Origin of the sequence: Limnochorda sp. LNt, assembly GCF_035593265.1 — a bacterium.
GTDB classification, from domain to species: Bacteria; Bacillota; Limnochordia; order Limnochordales; family Geochordaceae; genus Geochorda; species Geochorda subterranea.
The window spans coordinates 2,356,473-2,374,668 of record NZ_CP141614.1; the positions used below are offsets into that span (position 1 = coordinate 2,356,473).

18 protein-coding genes and 1 pseudogene are annotated in these 18,196 nt (G+C 72.3%); 1 reads left to right on the forward strand and 18 read right to left on the reverse strand.

Translation table 11 applies throughout. The annotated features are described in order from the left end of the window. Window positions 1-21: 21 nt before the first annotated feature. From flgL to VLY81_RS11275, 17 genes and pseudogenes are all read right to left on the reverse strand, one after another. On the reverse strand, window positions 22-963 hold the full coding sequence (gene flgL, locus VLY81_RS11200; protein WP_324668259.1) for a flagellar hook-associated protein FlgL: 942 nt from the start codon (window positions 961-963) through the stop codon (window positions 22-24). Further along, window positions 935-1,231, reverse strand: coding sequence for a carbon storage regulator CsrA (gene csrA, locus VLY81_RS14815; RefSeq protein WP_405001258.1), 297 nt, complete (start codon window positions 1,229-1,231; stop codon window positions 935-937). The genes flgL and csrA overlap by 29 nt, the downstream gene beginning before the upstream one ends. Before the next feature lie 48 nt (window positions 1,232-1,279). After that, the gene (flgK, locus tag VLY81_RS11210) at window positions 1,280-2,755 is read right to left on the reverse strand and encodes a flagellar hook-associated protein FlgK (RefSeq protein ID WP_324668261.1); all 1,476 of its coding nucleotides are present in this window, start codon (window positions 2,753-2,755) and stop codon (window positions 1,280-1,282) included. A 5-nt stretch (window positions 2,756-2,760) separates the two neighbouring features. Further along, window positions 2,761-3,150: a hypothetical protein gene (locus VLY81_RS11215; RefSeq protein ID WP_324668263.1), complete on the reverse strand. Its 390-nt coding sequence runs from the start codon at window positions 3,148-3,150 to the stop codon at window positions 2,761-2,763. Window positions 3,151-3,167: 17 nt separating this feature from the next. Continuing rightward, window positions 3,168-3,458, reverse strand: a complete 291-nt coding sequence (gene flgM / locus VLY81_RS11220) for a flagellar biosynthesis anti-sigma factor FlgM (RefSeq protein WP_324668265.1) — start codon at window positions 3,456-3,458, stop codon at window positions 3,168-3,170. An 86-nt stretch (window positions 3,459-3,544) separates the two neighbouring features. Beyond that, window positions 3,545-3,985, reverse strand: a complete 441-nt coding sequence (locus VLY81_RS11225) for a hypothetical protein (protein WP_324668266.1) — start codon at window positions 3,983-3,985, stop codon at window positions 3,545-3,547. Next, window positions 3,976-4,785, reverse strand: a complete 810-nt coding sequence (locus VLY81_RS11230; protein WP_324668267.1) for a ComFC family protein — start codon at window positions 4,783-4,785, stop codon at window positions 3,976-3,978. Before VLY81_RS11230 ends, VLY81_RS11225 begins: the two co-directional genes overlap by 10 nt. Window positions 4,786-5,062: 277 nt before the next feature. Next, a complete protein-coding gene (locus VLY81_RS11235) occupies window positions 5,063-6,004 on the reverse strand; it encodes a PLP-dependent cysteine synthase family protein (protein WP_324668268.1) in 942 nt (313 codons plus the stop codon). A gap of 36 nt (window positions 6,005-6,040) precedes the next feature. Next, on the reverse strand, window positions 6,041-7,957 hold the full coding sequence (locus tag VLY81_RS11240) for a DEAD/DEAH box helicase (protein ID WP_324668269.1): 1,917 nt from the start codon (window positions 7,955-7,957) through the stop codon (window positions 6,041-6,043). Between the two features lie 168 nt (window positions 7,958-8,125). Continuing rightward, the gene (locus tag VLY81_RS11245; RefSeq protein WP_324668271.1) at window positions 8,126-8,818 is read right to left on the reverse strand and encodes an acyltransferase; all 693 of its coding nucleotides are present in this window, start codon (window positions 8,816-8,818) and stop codon (window positions 8,126-8,128) included. Between the two features lie 19 nt (window positions 8,819-8,837). Next, window positions 8,838-9,953, reverse strand: coding sequence for a Gfo/Idh/MocA family protein (locus tag VLY81_RS11250; protein WP_324670411.1), 1,116 nt, complete (start codon window positions 9,951-9,953; stop codon window positions 8,838-8,840). 195 nt (window positions 9,954-10,148) lie between these two features. Then, window positions 10,149-11,276 carry an ATP-dependent DNA helicase gene (locus VLY81_RS11255; RefSeq protein WP_405001375.1) on the reverse strand — a complete coding sequence of 376 codons (1,128 nt, stop codon included), beginning with the start codon at window positions 11,274-11,276 and terminating at the stop codon, window positions 10,149-10,151. Between the two features lie 40 nt (window positions 11,277-11,316). After that, window positions 11,317-12,513, reverse strand: a pseudogene (locus tag VLY81_RS14820) (helix-hairpin-helix domain-containing protein); the annotation flags it as partial. A 45-nt stretch (window positions 12,514-12,558) separates the two neighbouring features. Further along, a complete protein-coding gene (locus tag VLY81_RS11260; RefSeq protein ID WP_324670412.1) occupies window positions 12,559-12,849 on the reverse strand; it encodes a helix-turn-helix domain-containing protein in 291 nt (96 codons plus the stop codon). A 316-nt stretch (window positions 12,850-13,165) separates the two neighbouring features. Continuing rightward, entirely contained in the window at window positions 13,166-13,927 is a 762-nt protein-coding gene (locus VLY81_RS11265; RefSeq protein ID WP_324668273.1) for a response regulator transcription factor, read from the reverse strand. 48 nt (window positions 13,928-13,975) lie between these two features. Next, on the reverse strand, window positions 13,976-15,181 hold the full coding sequence (locus tag VLY81_RS11270) for a sensor histidine kinase (protein WP_324668274.1): 1,206 nt from the start codon (window positions 15,179-15,181) through the stop codon (window positions 13,976-13,978). A 176-nt stretch (window positions 15,182-15,357) separates the two neighbouring features. Continuing rightward, entirely contained in the window at window positions 15,358-16,167 is an 810-nt protein-coding gene (locus VLY81_RS11275) for an S-methyl-5'-thioadenosine phosphorylase (RefSeq protein ID WP_324668275.1), read from the reverse strand. Between the two features lie 164 nt (window positions 16,168-16,331). Here VLY81_RS11275 and VLY81_RS11280 point away from each other — a divergent pair, with 164 nt between their 5' ends. Then, complete coding sequence (locus tag VLY81_RS11280) at window positions 16,332-16,580, forward strand: hypothetical protein (RefSeq protein WP_324668276.1); 249 nt, start codon at window positions 16,332-16,334, stop codon at window positions 16,578-16,580. Here the strand turns inward: VLY81_RS11280 and VLY81_RS11285 are convergent. After that, window positions 16,502-18,163: a hypothetical protein gene (locus tag VLY81_RS11285; protein WP_324668277.1), complete on the reverse strand. Its 1,662-nt coding sequence runs from the start codon at window positions 18,161-18,163 to the stop codon at window positions 16,502-16,504. The genes VLY81_RS11280 and VLY81_RS11285 overlap by 79 nt on opposite strands. Window positions 18,164-18,196: the final 33 nt, after the last annotated feature.

Consider the following 18,196-nt stretch of genomic DNA (forward strand, 5'->3'; position numbering starts at 1 on the left):
CGCCCCGTCGCCCGGTCCGTCCTAGCGCAGGAAGTCAAGCAGCGTCGGCTGGATGATGCGGGCGCCCGAGGCCAGGGCCAGGCGGTAGACGTTCTCCTGCATCTTGAGCTCCACGATGGCCTCGGCCACGTCCAGGTCCTCGGTCTTGGAGAGGAGATCCTTGAGGTTGACCTCCTGGCTCTGCAGGCGCTCGGCCACCAGCTCGAAGCCGTTTTGCCGGGCTCCCACCCGGCTCAGCGTGCGCAGGACGTGGTCGAGGGCCTGGTCGAGGTCAGCCAGGTCCTGGCCGGAGAGCTGGTCGACCTCGCCGTCCGAGATGTGTTGCCTGATTGTGATCAGAGTGGAGAAGAGCCCCGTGGCCACTGTCACCGGCGGCCCGCTCCCGCCGCCACTGCCATGGTCGAACACGGTCGCGCCCGACACGCTGACCGCCTGCCGCACCCCGGGGCCGATCTCGTAGATCATCTCCTGGTCGTTGCCATAGAAGGTGACCGTGTCGACGTAACCATCGACATCGTCGGTCGACACATACGGAGCCTGTTCGGTCTGCGTCCCGCCGAAGATATAGCGCCCGCCGTGGGTCGTGTTGGCCACCTGCACCAGGTGCCGGATGAGCTGGTCGAACTCGCTGGCCAGCGCCTCCCGGGCATCACCGGGCAGGTCGCCCCGCGCGGCGTTGATGGTCAGCTCCCGGGCTCGGTGCAGCACCGAGACCACGTCCTGCAGCGCCGAGTCGGTGGCCGTCAGCCATCCGAGGGCGGCCTGGGCATTCTTGAGGTACTGCTCGTTGTCGAGCACGAAGGCCCTCAGCCGCGTCGCCGTGGCCGCGCCGGCCGGGTCGTCGGAGGGGAGCATGACCCGCTTGCCCGACGATAGGCGGGTCTGGAGGCGATCCAGCCGGGCGTAGTTTCGATGGAGGTTGATCAGGACGTTGTCAACGATCTGCCGGCTGCTGATCCTCAAGGGCCTTTCCCCTCTCCGGCGGTACCGGGCTCCCCGGGGGCGGCGGCTTCAAGGCCTCGCCCAGCCGATCCAGCTCGCCGCCTGCGGCCAGGGCGGCCTTGCGGTTCTCCTCCTGGATCTCCCGGTAGACCTCCTCGCGGTGCACCGGGATGTGACGCGGGGCGTCGATGCCCAGCTTCACCTGCTCGCCCCGCACCTCGACGACGATGATGCGGATCTCGTCGCCGATCATGATGCTCTCGTCGACCCTCCTGGTCAGCACCAGCACCGGGCGTCCCTCCCTGGACGGCGGCCCCTCACGGGTGGTACGTATCGGTTATCGGCCCACCAGCCCCGTCCGATTGATCAGGGTGTCCAGTACCTCGTCCATCGCGGTCATGGCACGGGCGGCCGCGCCGTAGGCGTGCTCGAATCGGATGAGATCGGCCATCTCCTCGTCCAGCGAGACGCCGGAGATCGACTGCCGCAGCCCCTCCAGATGGTCCAGCACCAGTTGCTGGTTGTCTGCCATCCTCTGGGCCTGCTGGGCCTGGACTCCGATGCGCCCCACCAGGGAGGCGAAGTAGTCGGGGAGCGTGACGCCGCCCAGGTCCACCTGTTTGGTGCTGTCGAAGCGCACCGTCTTGAGCACGTCGGCCAGCGCCAGCGCGTGGCTCCCGTCGCCGGGGATAGACGTGTCCGACTTCGCAGCGGCGACCCTCCCCGGGTCGGCCATGATGCCCGGCCATATCGTCAGATCGTCGGCGACCCAACCATCCTGGTCGGCGTCGACGCGGAAGAACCCACGCCCGTTCTGGCCGTCCAGCCCGTAGCCGGCCCGGTGGACCCGGTTGAACTCCTGCGCCAGCGCCCTCGTCCACTCGTCCAGCGCCCTCATCAGCCCGGGGATGGCTCCGCTGACCGACGCGGGCCCCTGGGACCCGATGGTGCCGCGCATCTCGAGGATGGCGCCGATCTCGCCGCCACCGAAGGCCACCACGGGACCGGAGGCACCTTCCCAGCGCACGACCCGGTCGGCACCCTGGCCTTCCATCACCAGGCGATGGGCGATCTCGCCGTCCACCAGCGCGAGCCCGCCGATGCTGACGGCTACCTGCTCGCCGCTGCGCACGGTCACCTGGACCGCGGCCAGCCCCGCCATCTCCTCCAGGATGGCGTCGCGCCGGTCCAGCAGGTCGTTGGGCCGCTGGCCCGAGGCCACCACCTGCGCGATCTGGCGGTTGAGCCGGGCCAGGTCGGCGGCCAGCGTATTGAGCCGTTCCACCTTGAGGCCCAATGAGGCATCGAGATCGAGCCGCAGCGCCTCGAGCTGCCTGAAGACGGTACCCACCGCCTCGGTCAGCAGCTTGCCGCGCTGCACCACCACCTCGCGCACCGCCATGCTGTCGGGCGTGACGCTCAGGTCCTGCAGGGCCTGCCAGAGCTGGTCCAGCGCGACCCGTATCCCCTGGTCGGTGGGCTCGTTGAAGATCCGCTCGATCTGCTCGAAGGTATCGCGCTGCACCCGCCAGTAGCTGGTGAGTTGCCCTTGCGAGCGGATGCGCCCGTCGAGATACGCATCTCGCACCCGCTCGATGGCCTGCACCCAGACGCCCGTGCCGACCTGGCCGGCCACGCCGGCCGGGGCCGTACCGGGCGGCGCATAGGGCGCCGTCGCCACCATCTCGGCTCGCTGGCGGGAGTAGGCCGGATCGTTGGCGTTGGCGATGTTGTGGGAGGCCACGTCCATCGCCCGCTGCTGCGCGAACAGCGCCCGGCGGGCCAGCTCGATGCCGAAGAACGTGCTGCGCATCGCGCTCAGACCCTCCGGTCCACCGCAGCCGCCACGCGGCCGACGGCATCGCGTCGGCCGCCGCCCGTGGCGGCCTGGGGCGAGTAGAGGCCAGCCGGCTCGTTGCCCGCGCCGGCCAGCAGATCGAGCAGGGCGAGCACCGTGTGGTGCGCGTGCTGCAACAGCAGGCGGTTTTGCTCGTGCAGGGCCCACCAGGACCGCACGCCGTCACGCAACGCGTCCGGCACGGCCGGCGCCGCCGCCAGCTGGTCGGCCAGCCGGCGGGCCAGCTCGGCCTCCTCCCGAGCCAGCTCCGGCAGGCCCGCGACGTCGTTGCGCCTCACGGCCTGCTGGATGGCCCCGGCCAGCTGCCGGAGCCGCTCCACGATCGCCACGGGCTCGTGCTGGTGCTCCACCCGTCGCTCCTCCTCCGTCAGGGTTGCGCCCGCCGCAGGGCGGCCACCAGGCGCTGGGCGATGACCTCGGAGGCCGGCCGGTACCGCCCCTCGGCGATGGCCCGGCGCAGCGACGCCACCAGGTCCTCGCGCACGTCGGGCGACTCGGCGATGCGCCGTCGCAACGCCATCATCCGCTGCGCCTCAGGCGACAGCGAGACGCGATCCGAAGACTCCTCGGGCTCCGCCCGCCTGGGCTGGCGAGCCTGCCCGATGGGCACCACCGGCACCGTACGCCCTACGGGCGATACGTCCTTGGGCGGCTCCATCGGCCGCCATCACCTCCACGGGTGTGGTCCAAGAGGCCCACACCTATACTCGGCCGCACGCTCCGGCGCCTTGAGACGGCGTGGCGTCAGCCGAAGCGGCGCTTCACGTCGTCTCGGGTGTGCAGCCGGGGCTTCTTGGAGCCTCCAGTTCGGTCGGAGGCCGGTGCCCCCGGCGGCGGCTTGCCCGCGTCGGGGCGAGCCGCATGGCTCAGCTCCCGAGCCAGCTGCTCCAGGCAGGCCGGGCAGAAGCGCCCGTGGTCGATGGGCGTCCCGCACCGCTGACAGTGCAGCTCCTCTCCCAGCTGCTCGGCGGTGAGGCGCAACCGCCCCTCTCGCACCCACCGGTGGATCTGGGCGACCGCCACGCCGGTCTGCGCGCTCACCTCGGCGACGGTCGCCCCCGGATGGCGACCGAGGTACGCCCTCACCTGGTCGAACTCCGCCTGCTCCTGCCCGGCGCAGCTGGGACAGATCTCGTCGACGCCGGTGAAGAGCCGGCCGCAGCGCGCACAGTTCTTCACGCCCATCGCGTCGCCCCCTCGGCTCCCTCAGACCCCCCGGATGACAGGTCGACGTCGGTGACGCCGACCGCGGCCACCAGTCCAAAGACCTCCTTCGCACCGGCGCGCAGAAGGGCGCGGGTCGCCTCGTCCATGGTGGCTCCCGTGGTGTAGACGTCGTCGACCACGGCGAGGGTGAGTCCGCGCACCACCTCCGGCTGCCAGGCCACGAAGGCCCCCCGCAACGCCCGCCGGCGCTGCCGGGCCGTCCGGAGGCTCTGGGGCCCGGCCCCACGCCCCCGAGACGTCCTCACCAGGGCCTCCAGCACGGGCACGTCGGTCTCCTCTGCTATCACCATCGCCAGATCGCGGGCCTGATTGTAGCCCCGCCGGGCCAGGCGCCGGGCCGATGCGGGCACGGGCACCAGGGCGTGCACCCGGCGCGGCAGCCCCACCCGCCAGGCCACATCCGCCATCGCCACGCCCAGGGGCCGAGCCAGCTCCCGCCGCTGGTCGAACTTGAGCCGCCGCACCAGCTCCCTCCACAAGCCGTCGTAGACGGCGGCGCCGTGAGACGAGACGAACGGCACCGGACGGGCCCGGCAGTCGGCGCAGAGGGTGGCGCCGGTCGAGCGGAGGGGCTTGCCGCAGCGCGGACAGGTCGGGGGGCGGATCCACGCGATGCGCCCCAGGCAGCTGCCACACAGGCCCATCCGGCGCTCGTGTGCGCGCAGCAGCGTGCGGCCGCAGTGCAGGCATGCCTCCCCCGGCGTCTGCACGAGCCGCCGTACGGCAGCCAGCCAGCGGCCCGTCTGGCGGATCAGCATGGAGAAGTTTCCTCCGAGCCGGGGGAATCCGAGCAGGAGGAGTTCGACGAGCTTCGACGAATTGGTAGGTTTGTGCCGAGCGCCCGACAGGACGTCGCAACGGAGCGGCTAGTTCGGTCTATCTGATGGTTATTTACGTTTGAACTGGTGGCAGTGTACAAAGACGCATCGACATTCCACTCATCGTTCGCAACCGTCGTCGTGGCTTCGCACCGGGTCGACGAGTTGAATCGGACCAGCTCAAGTCGCCGTTCGGGCGCTCGTGCCCTCCCCTGCCTCAGGCCTCCCGCCAGATCGCGGTGCTGAGGTAGCGGGTGCCGTCGTCGGGCAGGACCGTCACCACCACGCCCTCCTGCAGCCGGGAGGCGACGCGCAGGGCCGCCACCACGTTGGCGCCCCCCGAGCCCCCTGCCAGGATGCCCTCCTCGCGGGCCAGCCGCCGCACCATCGCGTAAGCGTCGTCCGTGCTGACGTAGAGCCTGTCGTCGAGCCACGAGGGGTCGAAGAGGGCCGGCGGCTCCACGGCGGCCATGTTTTTGAGCCCCTCCAGGCCGTGCAGCGCTTCGGCCGGCTCCACGCCGATCACCCGGATGGCGGGGTCGCGGGCCTTGAGGTAGCCTCCCGTGCCCATCAGGGTGCCGCTGGTGCCGACCCCCGCGACGAAATGGGTGACGCGGCCCGCCGTCTGTTGCCAGATCTCGGGGCCCGTCGTCTGATGGTGCGCTCGCACGTTGGCCGGGTTGCTGTACTGGTCGGCCCACCAGTACCGGTCGGGATGCCGTCTCGCCAGGGCTTCCGCCTGGTGGCGGGCTCCCTCGGTCCCCTCCAGCGGGTCGGTCACGATCACCTCGGCCCCGAAGGCCCGGAGGATGCGGTGCCGCTCGACGCTGGCGTTGGAGGGCACGCACAGCGTCACCCCGATGCCCAGCGCCGCCCCGATCATGGCGTAGGCGATGCCCGTGTTGCCCGACGTGGCGTCCAGCAGGCGCCTGCCCGGCAGCACGCCCCGCTCGATGGCGTCGGCGATGATGAAGAGAGCCGCCCGATCCTTCACCGATCCGCCCGGGTTGAAGCCCTCGGCCTTCACCCACACCTCCACCGGCCCCTGCGGCGGCCAGAGACGCTGCAAGCGGATGAGTGGCGTCATCCCGATGCGGCCCAGCAGCGGGTGGTCGGCGAAGGGGCGGGAAGTCCCGCGTTCGACCGTGTCGTCGCTCACGATTCCCCTGCTCCCGAACGTGGCAAATCGTGCGCATTATACCATGTCACGCCTCCCGGTCCGGCCCCTGCCGACAGGGCTATCCTCGTCCGGCGCGGCCGTCGAGGGGGACGTCGTCCCCTGGCGCAGAAGGCCCTCGGCGGCGGCCCGGCGGTTCATCGCCTCGATGGCTTCGACGGCCCGCCTCATGGCGCGGCTGGCCGTGGCCGCCACGAACAGCACCCGCCCGTCGGGCCGCTCGGCGCTGCGCCCTGCCCGCCCGGCCATCTGCACCAGCGTCGCCTCGTCGAAGACCGCCGGGTGGTCGGCGAAGAGCACCAGGACGTCGAGCCCGGCGAAGGTGACCCCGCGTTCGAGCAGGGTGGTGCTGACCAGCACCTGGTCCTGCGAGGCGGCGAAGCGCGCCAGCGTCCGCTCCCGGTGGGGATGGGCGCTGTGGCAGACCATGACGCCCAGGCTCCGGGCCACCCCCTCGGCCAGGGCCACCGTCGGGCAGAAGACCAGCACTCGGGTCCGGGGACGCCGCGCCGCCAGCCACGTCCGCACGAAAGCGGGCACCCGCTGCGGGTCGTCGGGCGCCTGCTCCCATCGGCGCACGGCGCGCTCCACGCGCACCTCCGGGACGGGCAGGGGATGGCCGTGGTGCCGGGCCGGCACGTGGATGACCGGCCAGCCGGCCTGGCGGGCCGAGGCCAGCCGTGCCTCGCCCGGCGTCGCCGACATCACCACCCGAAAGCCGTCGGGGTGCGCCGCCCGCTCCACCGCGAGCGCCAGCATGTCGGAGCCCGCGTAGGGGAAGGCGTCGAACTCGTCCAGCACCACCAGGCTGAAGGCCCGGTACCATCGCAGCGCCTGATGGGTGGTGGCCACCACCAGGGGCGACGGCTCCTCTCGCCAGACGCTGGACCGGGCCCGCCCGGCCCCGGCCCGGTCGTCGGGGCCGCGCCCCATGAGCAGGGTGACCGTCTGCCCTCCGAAGGCGCGGCGGGCCCGCTCCGCCAGCTCCGCGGCGATGGCCCGGCGCGGCACGGCCATCAGCACCCGCCCTCCCATGCCGAGCGCCACCTCGACGGCTCCGAAGGCGACCTCCGTCTTGCCCGCTCCGGTCACCGCCCAGACCACGCAGCCCCGGGGGCCCTGGCCGGTGCCGATGGGCACCGGCTCTCCACCTCCCCTCTGGCCCCGCAGGTGGGCGGCCACCTCGCGCCGCAAGGCCTGCGACGCGCGGCACTGCGCCGGCGACAGCGCGCCCACCAGCTCGGGCGCCAGCCGCCAGGCCGTCGCGGAGGCATCGGGCCCGTCGTCTCCTGCGGCCAGCAGCGGCCCGCTCATGGCGTAGAGCGGCTCGCAGCCCCTCGCCACCCCCATCGCCGCGCACCGGCTGCAGCGAGGGCAGAAGGGGCTGCCGCAGTGGCCACAGGGCTCCGGGTAAACCGATTGGCGGCCTCCGCACCGCTGGCACCGGGCCCCGCTCTCGTCGACCTCGACGGCCGCCACGCGCTCGGCCGCGCCCGCCGCCACCAGCGCCTCCGCCGCCGACCGCGCGGCGTCGGGGTCGCCCCCCGGCCGGCGGAGGGCGCGGACCAGCTCGGACCCCAGCAGCATCCGCCCCTCCAGGACCCTGCGCACACCGTCGTCGGCGTCCCTCCCAGCCAGGGCAAGCACCACGGCGGCCAGCCGACCCTCGTCGCACCACGCCACGCCTGACGGCTCGAGTCCCATCCTCCCGAGCCCCTGCTCCAGGCGTCGGGCCACCCGCCGCCGGGCGAACCCTGCGGCCAGCTGCTCCAGGATCCCCCACCGCATCGACTCCAGACTCGCCTGCACCCAGCGGGCGGCGTAGAGGGGCAGGGGCGCCACCCCGCGCCGCAGGTCTGGCGGCAACGCGACGAAGGGGACGACGGCCGTCCGGGCACCGGCGGGGGTCCAGGCGGCCAGGACAGCGTAGCGCACGACCAGCCTCCCGTCGGAGCGGAGGCGGGCGGCCACGGGGAGGTTTAGCTATACTATACGCCCGGACCCGACCTCCGCCAAGCCGCGCTCCTCGGTCTCGTCAGTCGCTGGAGACGGTCCGGCCCGCCCGCAGACGGTGGAAGAGGCCGCCTGCCTCGTGGCGAGCGCTCACGCCGAGGCTCGCGGGACGAGCTCCTGGGCCTGGCGGAGCTTGAGGACGTGGCCGGCTGGCACGAAGCCCCGCACCACCGCGTTGGCGTAGATGCTGGCTCCCGGGCCGATGAGCGCGCCGGGGCTGGTCACCGCGTTGCAGCCGGTGGCCACGCCGTCGCCCACGATGGCGCCCAGCTTGCGCAGCCCCGTCCGCACCAACTGCCCCTCGGGGCCCCGCACCGTCACCTCGGTGCCGTCGTTCTTGAGGTTGGAGAGCTTGGTGCCCGCCCCGAGGTTGCAGTGGCGGCCCAGGATGGAGTCGCCGACGTAGTTGAAGTGGGGCGCCTGAGCGCCGTCGAGCAGGATGGAGCCCTTCACCTCGGTGCAGTGGCCGACGACGCAACCCGCGCCGATGAGGACGTACTCCCGCACGTAGGCCCCCTGGCGGATGACCGTACCGGGGCCGATGATGGCCGGCCCCTTGACCATGGCTCCGGGCTCCACCACGCAGCCCTCGCCCAGCTGGACCCGCTCCCCCACGTAGGCGCCCGGCATGATGGTCCCCGCCAGGGTCGGCTGCACGTGCTCGTCGATGTAGCGAGGCAGGTCCCGCAGCGCCTCCCAGACCCGCTCCACGCCTTCCAGGAGAGGCCGGTGCTCGAAAGCCGACAGGTCGAAGAAGTAGGCCGCCGACCACCACTCGGCCATGGCACACCCGCCCGTTCGCTCAGCGCGCGGCCCGTCGGGTCAGCGCGGGCAGCGTCCGCAACGAGACCGCCTGGCCCGTCTCGCCTGCCTCGAGGACCGCCGTCGCCACCCGCAACGCGGCCACCGCCTCGGCGCCCCCCACCGGCGGGTCCTGATCCCGTCGCACCGCCTGCACGAAGGAGGCCAGCTCATCCTCCACCATATCGTTACGCTGGTAGATGACGGGCTGTGCGGCGTCACGGCCCAACAGCCACAGGTAGCCCAGGTTGCCGGGGTCGACGCCGTTGGCGTGGGGCACGCTGTCGAAGACCTTGACGCCGTCGCCGGCGACGCGGATGGGATCGACCCCCGGCTCGGGCCGGGGCCGCATGATCAGCGCGCCCTCGGGCCCGAGCACCTCGTGGAGCTCGTCCACCCGCACCTTGGGGGGGAGCCCCCAGCTCCACATCAGGTGGAGCTCGTCGCCCGAGACGAACCGCACGCTGACGATGCCCGTGTCGGGGGCCGTGCGGCCGGGGCGCATGATGCTGGTCGAGGCCCGGACGCTGTCCACCTCGCCGAAGACGAACCGCCCGAAGTCGTACCAGTGGATGGTCGCGTCCACGAAGGGGCCGCCGCCCCCGTCGCGATCGAAGAACCACGACTGCGGCGCCCCCGACGTGCCCGTCGCGTGCCGCCACACCACCGGCCGGCCCAGCCGGCCCTCCCGTATCACCTCGGCGGCCGCCAGCCAGCCGTTGTCGAAGCGCCGGCAGAAGCCGACCTGGAGCTTGACCCCCGCCTGCTCGCAAGCCGCCACGGCTTCGACGGCGTCCTCCACCCGCAGGGCCAGGGGCTTCTCGCAAAAGACGTGGTGGCCGCTCTCGGCGGCCGTCGTCACCGCGTCACGGTGCAGGTAGGTGGGCAGGCAGACGTCGACCGCGTCGACGCCCGGCCATGCCGCGGCCTCACGGAAGTCGGTCGTATAGGCGGGGATGCCGAACCTGTCGGCGGTCGCACGGGCCCGGGACTCGTCGATGTCGGCTACGACGACCACCTCGACCCCCGGAAGTCGCTGGAGTACCTCCAGGTGGCGCCATCCGAACCGGCCACAACCTAAGAGCGCGAAGCGAACGGGTGCCACCAAATCCGGCATCACCTAGTTTCTCCCTGACGTCGACCATCGGAAACCGGCCACGACAGGCGTCCATTCCGGTTATCGGATGGCCCGAGGCGAAAAATGACCACCTTACCGCTTCTCCCGGGTGTGCGCAGTTCGCTAACTTGACACACGATCCTTCCTGGAGCTCCCCGGTGCTAAAGTCTGCCACGGCCTCCGAGGCCATGCGGTTCACGAGGCGATGCGAGCCGCCAGCCCCGAGTGGCGGGCCGCGACCGACGCGTTGCGTATATAGGCTCCCACGGCGCGCCGGTCTCCCACCAGCACCACCAGGCGGCGGCCACGGGTCAGGGCGGTGTAGAGGAGGTTGCGGGTCATCAGGGCGGGCATGGTCCACACCACGGGCATCACGACACAGGCGAACTCGTTGCCCTGGCTCTTGTGCACCGTGATGGCGTAGGCCAGCTGCAACTGCCAGATCCGTTGGTCGTCGTACTCGATGACCCGACCGTCTTCGAACTGCACGTGCACCAGCCGCCGTTCGGGCCAGACGGCGACGACCCGCCCGATCTCGCCGTTGAAGACCCCGGTCTCCTCGTCGGGCGCCTCGCCCCCTACCCGGCGCGCCTGGTAGTCGTTGCGGGTCTGCATCACCCGGTCGCCCACCCGCAGCAGGCGCTGGCCGATCTGGAGCTCCGGGCGGCCCGGGCCCGGGGGGTTGAGAGCCTCCTGCAGCCGGGCGTTGAGCGCGTCGGTGCCGGCCGGGCCCCGATGCGTGGCGGCCAGCACCTGGATCTCCCGGTAGGGGTCGAGGCCGTAGCGACGCGGCAGCGTGACGGCCACCAGCCGCTGGATGGCCTCGGCGGCGCGGGTGGCGTCCGGCTCGTCGATGAATCGGAGGTTGTCCTCCTCCGAGATGCCCGTCTCCTCCCGCACCCGAGCGACCCCGTGGGGCGTCGCCGAGTGGCGCGTGCCGCTGTCCGCCGGGCGGGACGGCAGGATCCCCTGCCCCGCCAGGATCCGGTGCGCCCCGACCACGATGCGGCTCCGGGCGGCCTGGCGGAAGATGTGGGTCAGGCGCACCACCGCCACCCGACCCGAGGCGATCAGGTCCCGCAGCACCTGACCGGGCCCCACCGACGGCAGCTGGTCCACGTCGCCCACCAGGACCAGCCGCGCCCCGGGCCGCAGCGCGCCGAAGAGGTGGCAGGCCAGTGGGAGGTCCAGCATGGAGGCCTCGTCGACGATGACGAGGTCCGCGTCCAGGGGATGCTGCGGCCCCCGCGCGAACGAGCCGCCGCCTCCGGACGCCCCGGGCCTTACCTCCAGGAGCCGGTGCAGCGTCCGGGGGGCGGCGATGCCGGCGCCGCCGGCTGCTCCGGCCCCCTCCGATGGCCTCCTGCAGGCGCTGGGCCGCCCGGCCGGTCGGGGCGGCCAGGGCCAGGCGCGCCCCCGAGCGGTGGGCCAGGTGCACGATGAACCGCACCAGGGTGGTCTTGCCCGTCCCGGGGCCGCCCGTGATGACCACCAGCCCCCTCTGCAACGCCTCACGCACCGCCTCGCGCTGCTCGGGGGCGAGGCGGGTGCCCATGGCCTGCTCCGCCTCGCTCAGCTGCCGTTCCAGGCTCCCCGGCAGCCACGGCTGCCACGCCTGGTCGGCCAGCCGACGCACGGCCCGTGCCAGCTCCACCTCGTAGCGATGCAGGACGGCGTGGTAGACCGCGTCGTCCGCCTCCACGACGACGCCGCCGCGCCGCGCCAGCGACTCCAGCCCCGCATCCAGGGCGGCGTCGTCCAGGGCGATGCCCTGGCCCCTGCCCGAGGCCAACAGCGCTCGGGCTCGCTCGAAGAGGGCCGGGCGCGGCAGGAAGACGTGGCCCTCGTCGACGGCCTCCTTGAGCGCCTGCCACAGCGCCGCCTCGATGCGCTGGGGCGAATCGGCCCCGATGCCGGAGCGAGCCGCCACGTCGTCGGCCCGCCGAAAGCCGAAGCCGTCCACCTCGAAGGCCAGCTCGTAGGGGTTGGCCCGCAGCGCCTCGACGGTGCGGCTGCCGTACCTCTGGTAGATGCGACGCGCCATGCCGGGCCCCAACCCCAGCCCAAACAAGAACGCCAGGGCCTCCTGGGCCGCCCGGTGCACCTGGAGCTGCGCTGCGATGGCGCGGGCCTTGCGCGGCCCGATGCCCGGGATCGCGGCGAGCCGCTGTGGGTCGGAAGCGATGACGTCCAGGGCGCGCTCGCCGAACGCCTCCACCAGGCGGCGGGCCGTGGCAGGGCCGACTCCCTTGAGGACGCCGGAGGCCAGGAGACGCTCGACGCCGTCGCGTGTCGACGGGGTGACCGGTCGATAGGCGTCGGCCTCGAACTGCCGTCCGTAGGCGGGATGGCTGGTCCAGCGGCCGACGACCCGTATCTCCTCACCCACCGAGGGCGGCGGGGTCAACTGGCCCACCACCGTGACGGGCCCCTCTCCGCCACCCCGCTCGAGCCGCAGCACCGTGTAGTGATTGTCGGGGTTGTGGAAGGTGACCCGGCGCACGACGCCCTGCAGCACCTCGGTCGGCGAGAGGGCGCCGGCCTGGTCGGTCGTGCTCATGGCTCCATTGTACCGAAAGGAAAGAGGCGCCCCAACGGGCGCCGCTCACTCGAGCCTCGCGATGCCGGCACGGATGGCCATCACCACGACCCACGTCCGGTCCGCGCTGCCGACCTTGCGATAGATGTTGCTGACGTGATTCTTGACCGTGTGCTCGCTGATGAAGAGCCGGCGCGCGATCTCCTGGTTGGTGAGACCCCGGGCCATCAGCTGGAGGACCTCCCGTTCCCGGGTCGTCAGGGCCGCGAACGGGTCAGGCTGCTGGTGGCCAGCCTCTTGGCGATGAGGGATGGCGCCTCCCCTCCTCCGGTGCCGTCTGGCCCAACCCGTCCGGATGCCGGCGGCGGAGCCATGCTATGCACCGGGGACGAGAGCGGACACGCCGGCTCGGACGCGACGGCGCCGCCTCGCCTCGGGGGCGGACGGCGCCTCGCAAACGTAGAAGCGGCGGGCCGGGCATCCGGGGGTTGGGGGTTTTATTCAATTAAAGCGTGCCGCCCCGGCCAGCCGCTTTCTACCTGATCGACCCTCGGCGGAGAGATCCGCCTCGGTCTGCTGCCAGCGTACCAGCCTCGCCCTCATCTTTCCATCCAACTCAAGTCTCATTTTCGTGAAGGCCGCGCATGGGGCGGCGGTCCCGGTCGTCCGCCCCTCACGGGACCAGACCCGATCGGATGGCCCAGACCGCGGCCTGGGTGCGGTCGTTGAGGCGCAGCTTGCGCAGGATGCTGGTCACGTGGTTCTTGACAGTCTTCTCGCTGACCACCAGCGTCTGTGCGATCTGCCGGTTGGTGCGCCCGTAGGCGATGAGGGCCAGCACCTCGAGCTCCCGCGAGGTCAGGTGCGGCCAGGCCCCGGTAGGGGAGGGTGCCACCGCCGGCGCCGCGGCGCCCGCCGCGGGCACCCTGGGGCGCTCCGGTGCCGAGAGGGTTGCGGCCGCCACCTCGCGGGCGGCGTCGGCCGGCGCCTGATCCCGCATGGCCTTGACGAGGCTGCCGACGAGGCTCGGCGGGATGTAGACCTGGCCGGCGGCGACGCGCCGGACGGCGTCGATCAGATCCGCCGGTGCCTCGTCCTTCAAGACGTAGCCCCAGGCGCCGGCACGTGCCATGGCCACCACGTACTGGTCGTCGGTGTGGATGGTCAACGCGACGACGCGAGCCGACGGGACCTTGGTCCGCAGGACCCGCGTCGCCTCCACCCCGTTGAGACGGGGCATGGTGATGTCCATGAGCACGACCTGGGGCTGTGTCGCCTGGCTCTTCTCCACCGCCTCCACTCCGTCGGAGGCCTCGCCGACCACCTGCAGGTCCGGCTCCAGTTCGAGGATGCGCCGCAAGCCGGCCCGCACCATGGCGTGATCGTCGACGATCAGGACCCGGATGGGCGACGACTCGGACGACGACTCCGGCATGACCGAGGGCTCCTTTCCCGTCGTGGCCCCGTGACCCCCCAGTGCGCGTCAAGACGCCCGCGTCGCGCCTGGCCGCGAGTCGGCCGGCCACTCCGTCAGGGGAAACCGGGCCGATACCCGCGTGCCCATGCCCGGCGCGGACTGGATGGAAAACCTGCCGCCGAAGAGCTTGACCCGCTCCTCCATGCTGATCAGACCGATGGACCCCCGCTCCCGCGCCCGCCGATAGGCCTCCTCCGGCTCGAAGCCGCGGCCGTCGTCCTTGACCGTCAGCTGCAGGAAGCTGTCGCCGATCTCGAGGTGGACCGCGATCCTGGAGGGGGCCCCGTGCCGCCGGGCGTTGGCCACCGCCTCCTGCACCACGCGGAAGGCCGCCACCTCCAGGGGAGGGTCGAACCGCCGCTCCACCCCGTGCACCACCACCTCGACGGGAGGCCCGCCGAGGGTGGAGATGTAGTCGGCGTAGCGCCGGACGGCGGAGATGAGGCCCAGCTCGTCCAGCACCATGGGCCGCAGATCGAAGATGACGTGCCGGAGCTCCGTCAGGGTCTCCTTGACCAGGGAGCGCAGCCTGGCCATCTGACGGCGCACGGAGTCGGTGCCGGCATCCATCATGCGCTCCGAGAGCTCGAGCTCCACGGCGATACTGGCCAGGCCCTGGGCGGTGCTGTCGTGGAGCTCACGGGCCAGCCGGCGCCGCTCCTCCTCCTGGGCCGCAATGACCCGGCGCCCGACCTCGTAGCGCGCCTGCCACTCGGAGACCGAGTGCGCGACGCCCGAGTAGTTGCCCGCCAGCAGCTCCTCGGCGGCCCGCATATTGGCCTCGATGCCCTGGGCCTTCTCCAACAGCTCCGCCAGGTGCGCCACCGTGCGCTCGAGCTCGTTGCGCCGCTCCCGCAAGAACCGCTCCCGCTCCCGGGCCTCCCCCAGCAGGATCTGGAGCCGCTCGGCCTCCTCGTAGGCCCGGCGGACGTCGTGCTCGCCGTAGCGCTGGTAGTCTCGACTGACACGAAACAGGTCGAAGCGCGCGACCCGGCTCTTGGCCTCCAGCTCGTCGACCTCCTCGATGCACCGCAAGGCCTGCTGCTTGACCTGCTCCAGCGTGTTGCGGGCCCGCTCGTAGTCGGCCTCGAGCCGCTCGACCAGGCCTGCGATCTGTTGACGCCCCTCTCGCAGGGCGTCGAGGGTCGAACGCAAGATCCGCTCGATCTCCCCGGCATCCGGCAACGGCGGCAGACTGTTCGTCAGCGCCACCCCCGTGCCCGGCTATTCGTGGGACGGGCCACGCTCCCTGCCGGGTAGACGGAAAGACGCCGGGGCCATTGCGGCGCCCGGCGCCTTTCCGGTGGGGTTTGGGGGGTTGTGCTCATAGGATGCGCGTCCGGTCGATGCTTATACATGCTCCGTCCAAAACCACGCGAACGACACGGTCAATGGCCGCCGCGGGCCTCCTCGACGGCCCTGCCGCACGCGCAGCCCCGCTCGGCGGGCAGGGCCGGGATCAGCTCCCACAACAGCGTTCGCAGTCGCTCCAGGTTGCTGTTGAAGACCCGCAGCACCTCCTGGTGCGTGACCGGCCGCACCTCGGGATGGCCCTCCAGGCCGGCGTCGTAGTCGGTGACGAGGGAGACGTTGAGGTAGCACATGCCCAGCTCCCGCGCCAGGATGACCTCGGGGTACTGGGTCATGTTGATGACGTGCCACCCCCGCTCCCGAAACTCCCGGCTCTCGGCCCGGGTGGAGAACCGAGGGCCCTGCACCACCACCACCGTCCCCGTCGGGCGGTAGTCGATGCCGAGCCGCTGGCAACTCCTCGCGGCCACCGCCCGCATCTCGGGGCAGTACGGGTCGGCCGCGCTGATGTGGGTGGTGATGGGACCGTCGAAGAACGTGTCCGCACGGCCCCAGGTGCGATTGACGAACTGATCGCACAGGACGAAGGTGCCCGGCGGGATGTCGGGCTGCAGGCTGCCGGCCGCGCACGGCCCGATGACGCGCCTGACGCCCAGCGCCTTCATGGCCCAGAGGTTGGCCCGGTAGTTGATGCGGTGGGGCGGCAGGCGGTGATCCTTGCCGTGACGGGGCAGGAACGCCACCCGCCGTCCCGCGATGGTGAGAAGTGCCACCTTGTCACTGGGAGGGCCGTAGGGGGTCTCGATCCACAGCTCCTCGACGTCCTCGGCGATGCTGTAGAAGCCGGAGCCGCCGAAGATGCCCACGTCCGCCCGAGCCTCTGTCATGCGGCGAACCCCTCTCCACGCCTTAACTTGCCCCGGGAAGGACCCCACGGGTAGAATGGTTTTGCGCCCGTTGGGCAGCGCCCCTCCTCGCCAAGGTGCCGTCCGCGGGCGCCGGTCTTTGAGCGAAGGGGGCGGAGCCAGTGGCCGACGGCTCGTTCCGGCGCGTGTTTCATGACGAGGAGCACCACCGGGAGGAGTTCCTCGACCGCCAGCTGGAGGTGGGTTGGGAGGAGGACCCGGCTGACCGGGCGCTGGAGCCGGAGCGGTCCACATCCCTCGACCCGCTGGGCGAGGCGGGCGACGAGGCCGGCCCGGGCCTGCGCCCGTGGCGCCGTCACCGGGCCGCGTCGTCGACCCGGCGCAGCCCGGCCAGGACCGTCTCCGTCATGCGGCGCAACCGCACCGGCTCGTAGAGGAAGGCCGGATACTCCCGGTGCAGCGAGGCCTGCCTCTCGGCTTCGGCCAGCACGGCCTGCCGGAGGCGGGCCTCGAGCGTCTTGCGGACGGGCTCGAGCAGGGCGTAGAGCCGCTCGTTGACCGCCTCGATGCGCCGGGTCAGCTCACGGCGCGGCGCCCCCGGCCGCTCGATCTCGGCGACCAGCCTCTGCTTCTCCTGGGCGAGCCGCAGCGCCTCCCCCTCGGCCTTTCCGTCGCCCCCCAGCAGCCCCACGAAGCGCTGCGGGTTGAATCGCAGATCCCGCAGCTGCCGGCGCAGGGCGGCCGCATCGACCTCCGGAGAGCGGAGGCTCAACCCCAGCGGAAGCGAGGCGGAGGCCACGACGTAGCGGGGTGGCCGCACGCCGAAGAAGCGCTCCACCACCCGGTCCGTGACGCGGTCGTAGCGCGCTCCTCCGATGCCGTGGACGAAGAGGTCGGCCACCAGCAACCGCACGAACAGGGTCAGCGCCACGGCCCTCGGGCGGATGGCCAGGCCCTCCTGCTCCAGGGCAGCCGCCAGCCGGTCGGGCGACCCGGCGGGCAGCCGCGTCACGGGGCCGTCCGCCGTCGAGAGCAGGATCCCGTCGCCCTGGGGCTCGACGTGCAGCGCCCGCCGCCGGACGCCCGGCGTCAACAGCCAAAACGGCAGCTCCACCCGGCTCCCCTGCACCGCCAGGTCGGGGAAGGGGTTGGCCCGGGATCGGATCCGGTGGCGGCGCCGGTACTCGGCCAGGGTCTCGTTGTGGACGGCGGCGAAGCGGGCCGCCGCGAGGGCGACGTGGGCGAAGAAGAGGCGGAAGGGTCGGGTACGGGCCAGCTCGTCCATGGGCACTTCCAGGTAACAGGCGCCTTCACCCAGCGCCTGCGCCTCCCACCGGTGGCGCAACGCGGTCAGCCACTCCGCCAGGTGCCCGGCCCGGCCGATAGCGGGGCCGGCCGCCACCGCCTGCAGCCGGGCGAGGCGAGCGACGAGGGGCGCTCCCTCGGGCCCCAGGCTCTCCAGCGCTGCCGTGGCCCGCTGGCAGAAGGCCTCCCACCGCTCCGCCCCGGGCGGGGGCGCCTGGGAGAGGGGCCGGCCGTACCCCACCGCGCAGAGCGCGACGCGCTCGATCGAGAGCAGTCCGTCGCGTCGCGACGGGAAGGGCGCGCTGACCTCGACGGCCGTGTCGTAGTCGACCACCACGTTGATGGCGACCGCGCCGGGGTCCTGCGCGGCCAGGTCAGCCACCAGCAGGGTCTTGACGAGGATGCCGGGGTGAGCCAACAGCGGCTGGTGTCCCGTCACCAGCAGGTGACGGGGTGTCCCGTCAGGTCCCTCCCACAGGGCGAAGCGTCGCGCGAAGGCGCGACCGATGGAGAACGCGGCCTCACGGGCGGCCCGCCGCACCTCGGCGGCGGGCTCCCCTCCGATCTCGAAGGCGAGCAGGCCGGCATCGTCGTCGAACTGGCGGATCTGGGCCGCCAGGGACGCCCCCTCGGGTGCCACCAGCACCTGGCCCGGCCCGGGTACCGCCCAGTCCGTCTCGTTGGCGGCCGCGATGCAGTCTGCCTGCGTCAACGCGCCATACCCCCGCAACCTCCACGCTACGGC

Bases quoted from the DNA above. Each gene is read 5' to 3' on its own strand.
- VLY81_RS11265 (WP_324668273.1), bottom strand. From the start codon at position 13,927: ATGCCGGAGTCGTCGTCCGAGTCGTCGCCCATCCGGGTCCTGATCGTC.
- flgK (WP_324668261.1), bottom strand. From the start codon at position 2,755: ATGCGCAGCACGTTCTTCGGCATCGAGCTGGCCCGCCGGGCGCTGTTC.
- flgM (WP_324668265.1), bottom strand. From the start codon at position 3,458: ATGGAGCCGCCCAAGGACGTATCGCCCGTAGGGCGTACGGTGCCGGTG.
- VLY81_RS11275 (WP_324668275.1), bottom strand. From the start codon at position 16,167: ATGACAGAGGCTCGGGCGGACGTGGGCATCTTCGGCGGCTCCGGCTTC.
- VLY81_RS11250 (WP_324670411.1), bottom strand. From the start codon at position 9,953: ATGCCGGATTTGGTGGCACCCGTTCGCTTCGCGCTCTTAGGTTGTGGC.
- VLY81_RS11245 (WP_324668271.1), bottom strand. From the start codon at position 8,818: ATGGCCGAGTGGTGGTCGGCGGCCTACTTCTTCGACCTGTCGGCTTTC.
- VLY81_RS11225 (WP_324668266.1), bottom strand. From the start codon at position 3,985: ATGGGCGTGAAGAACTGTGCGCGCTGCGGCCGGCTCTTCACCGGCGTC.
- VLY81_RS11230 (WP_324668267.1), bottom strand. From the start codon at position 4,785: ATGCTGATCCGCCAGACGGGCCGCTGGCTGGCTGCCGTACGGCGGCTC.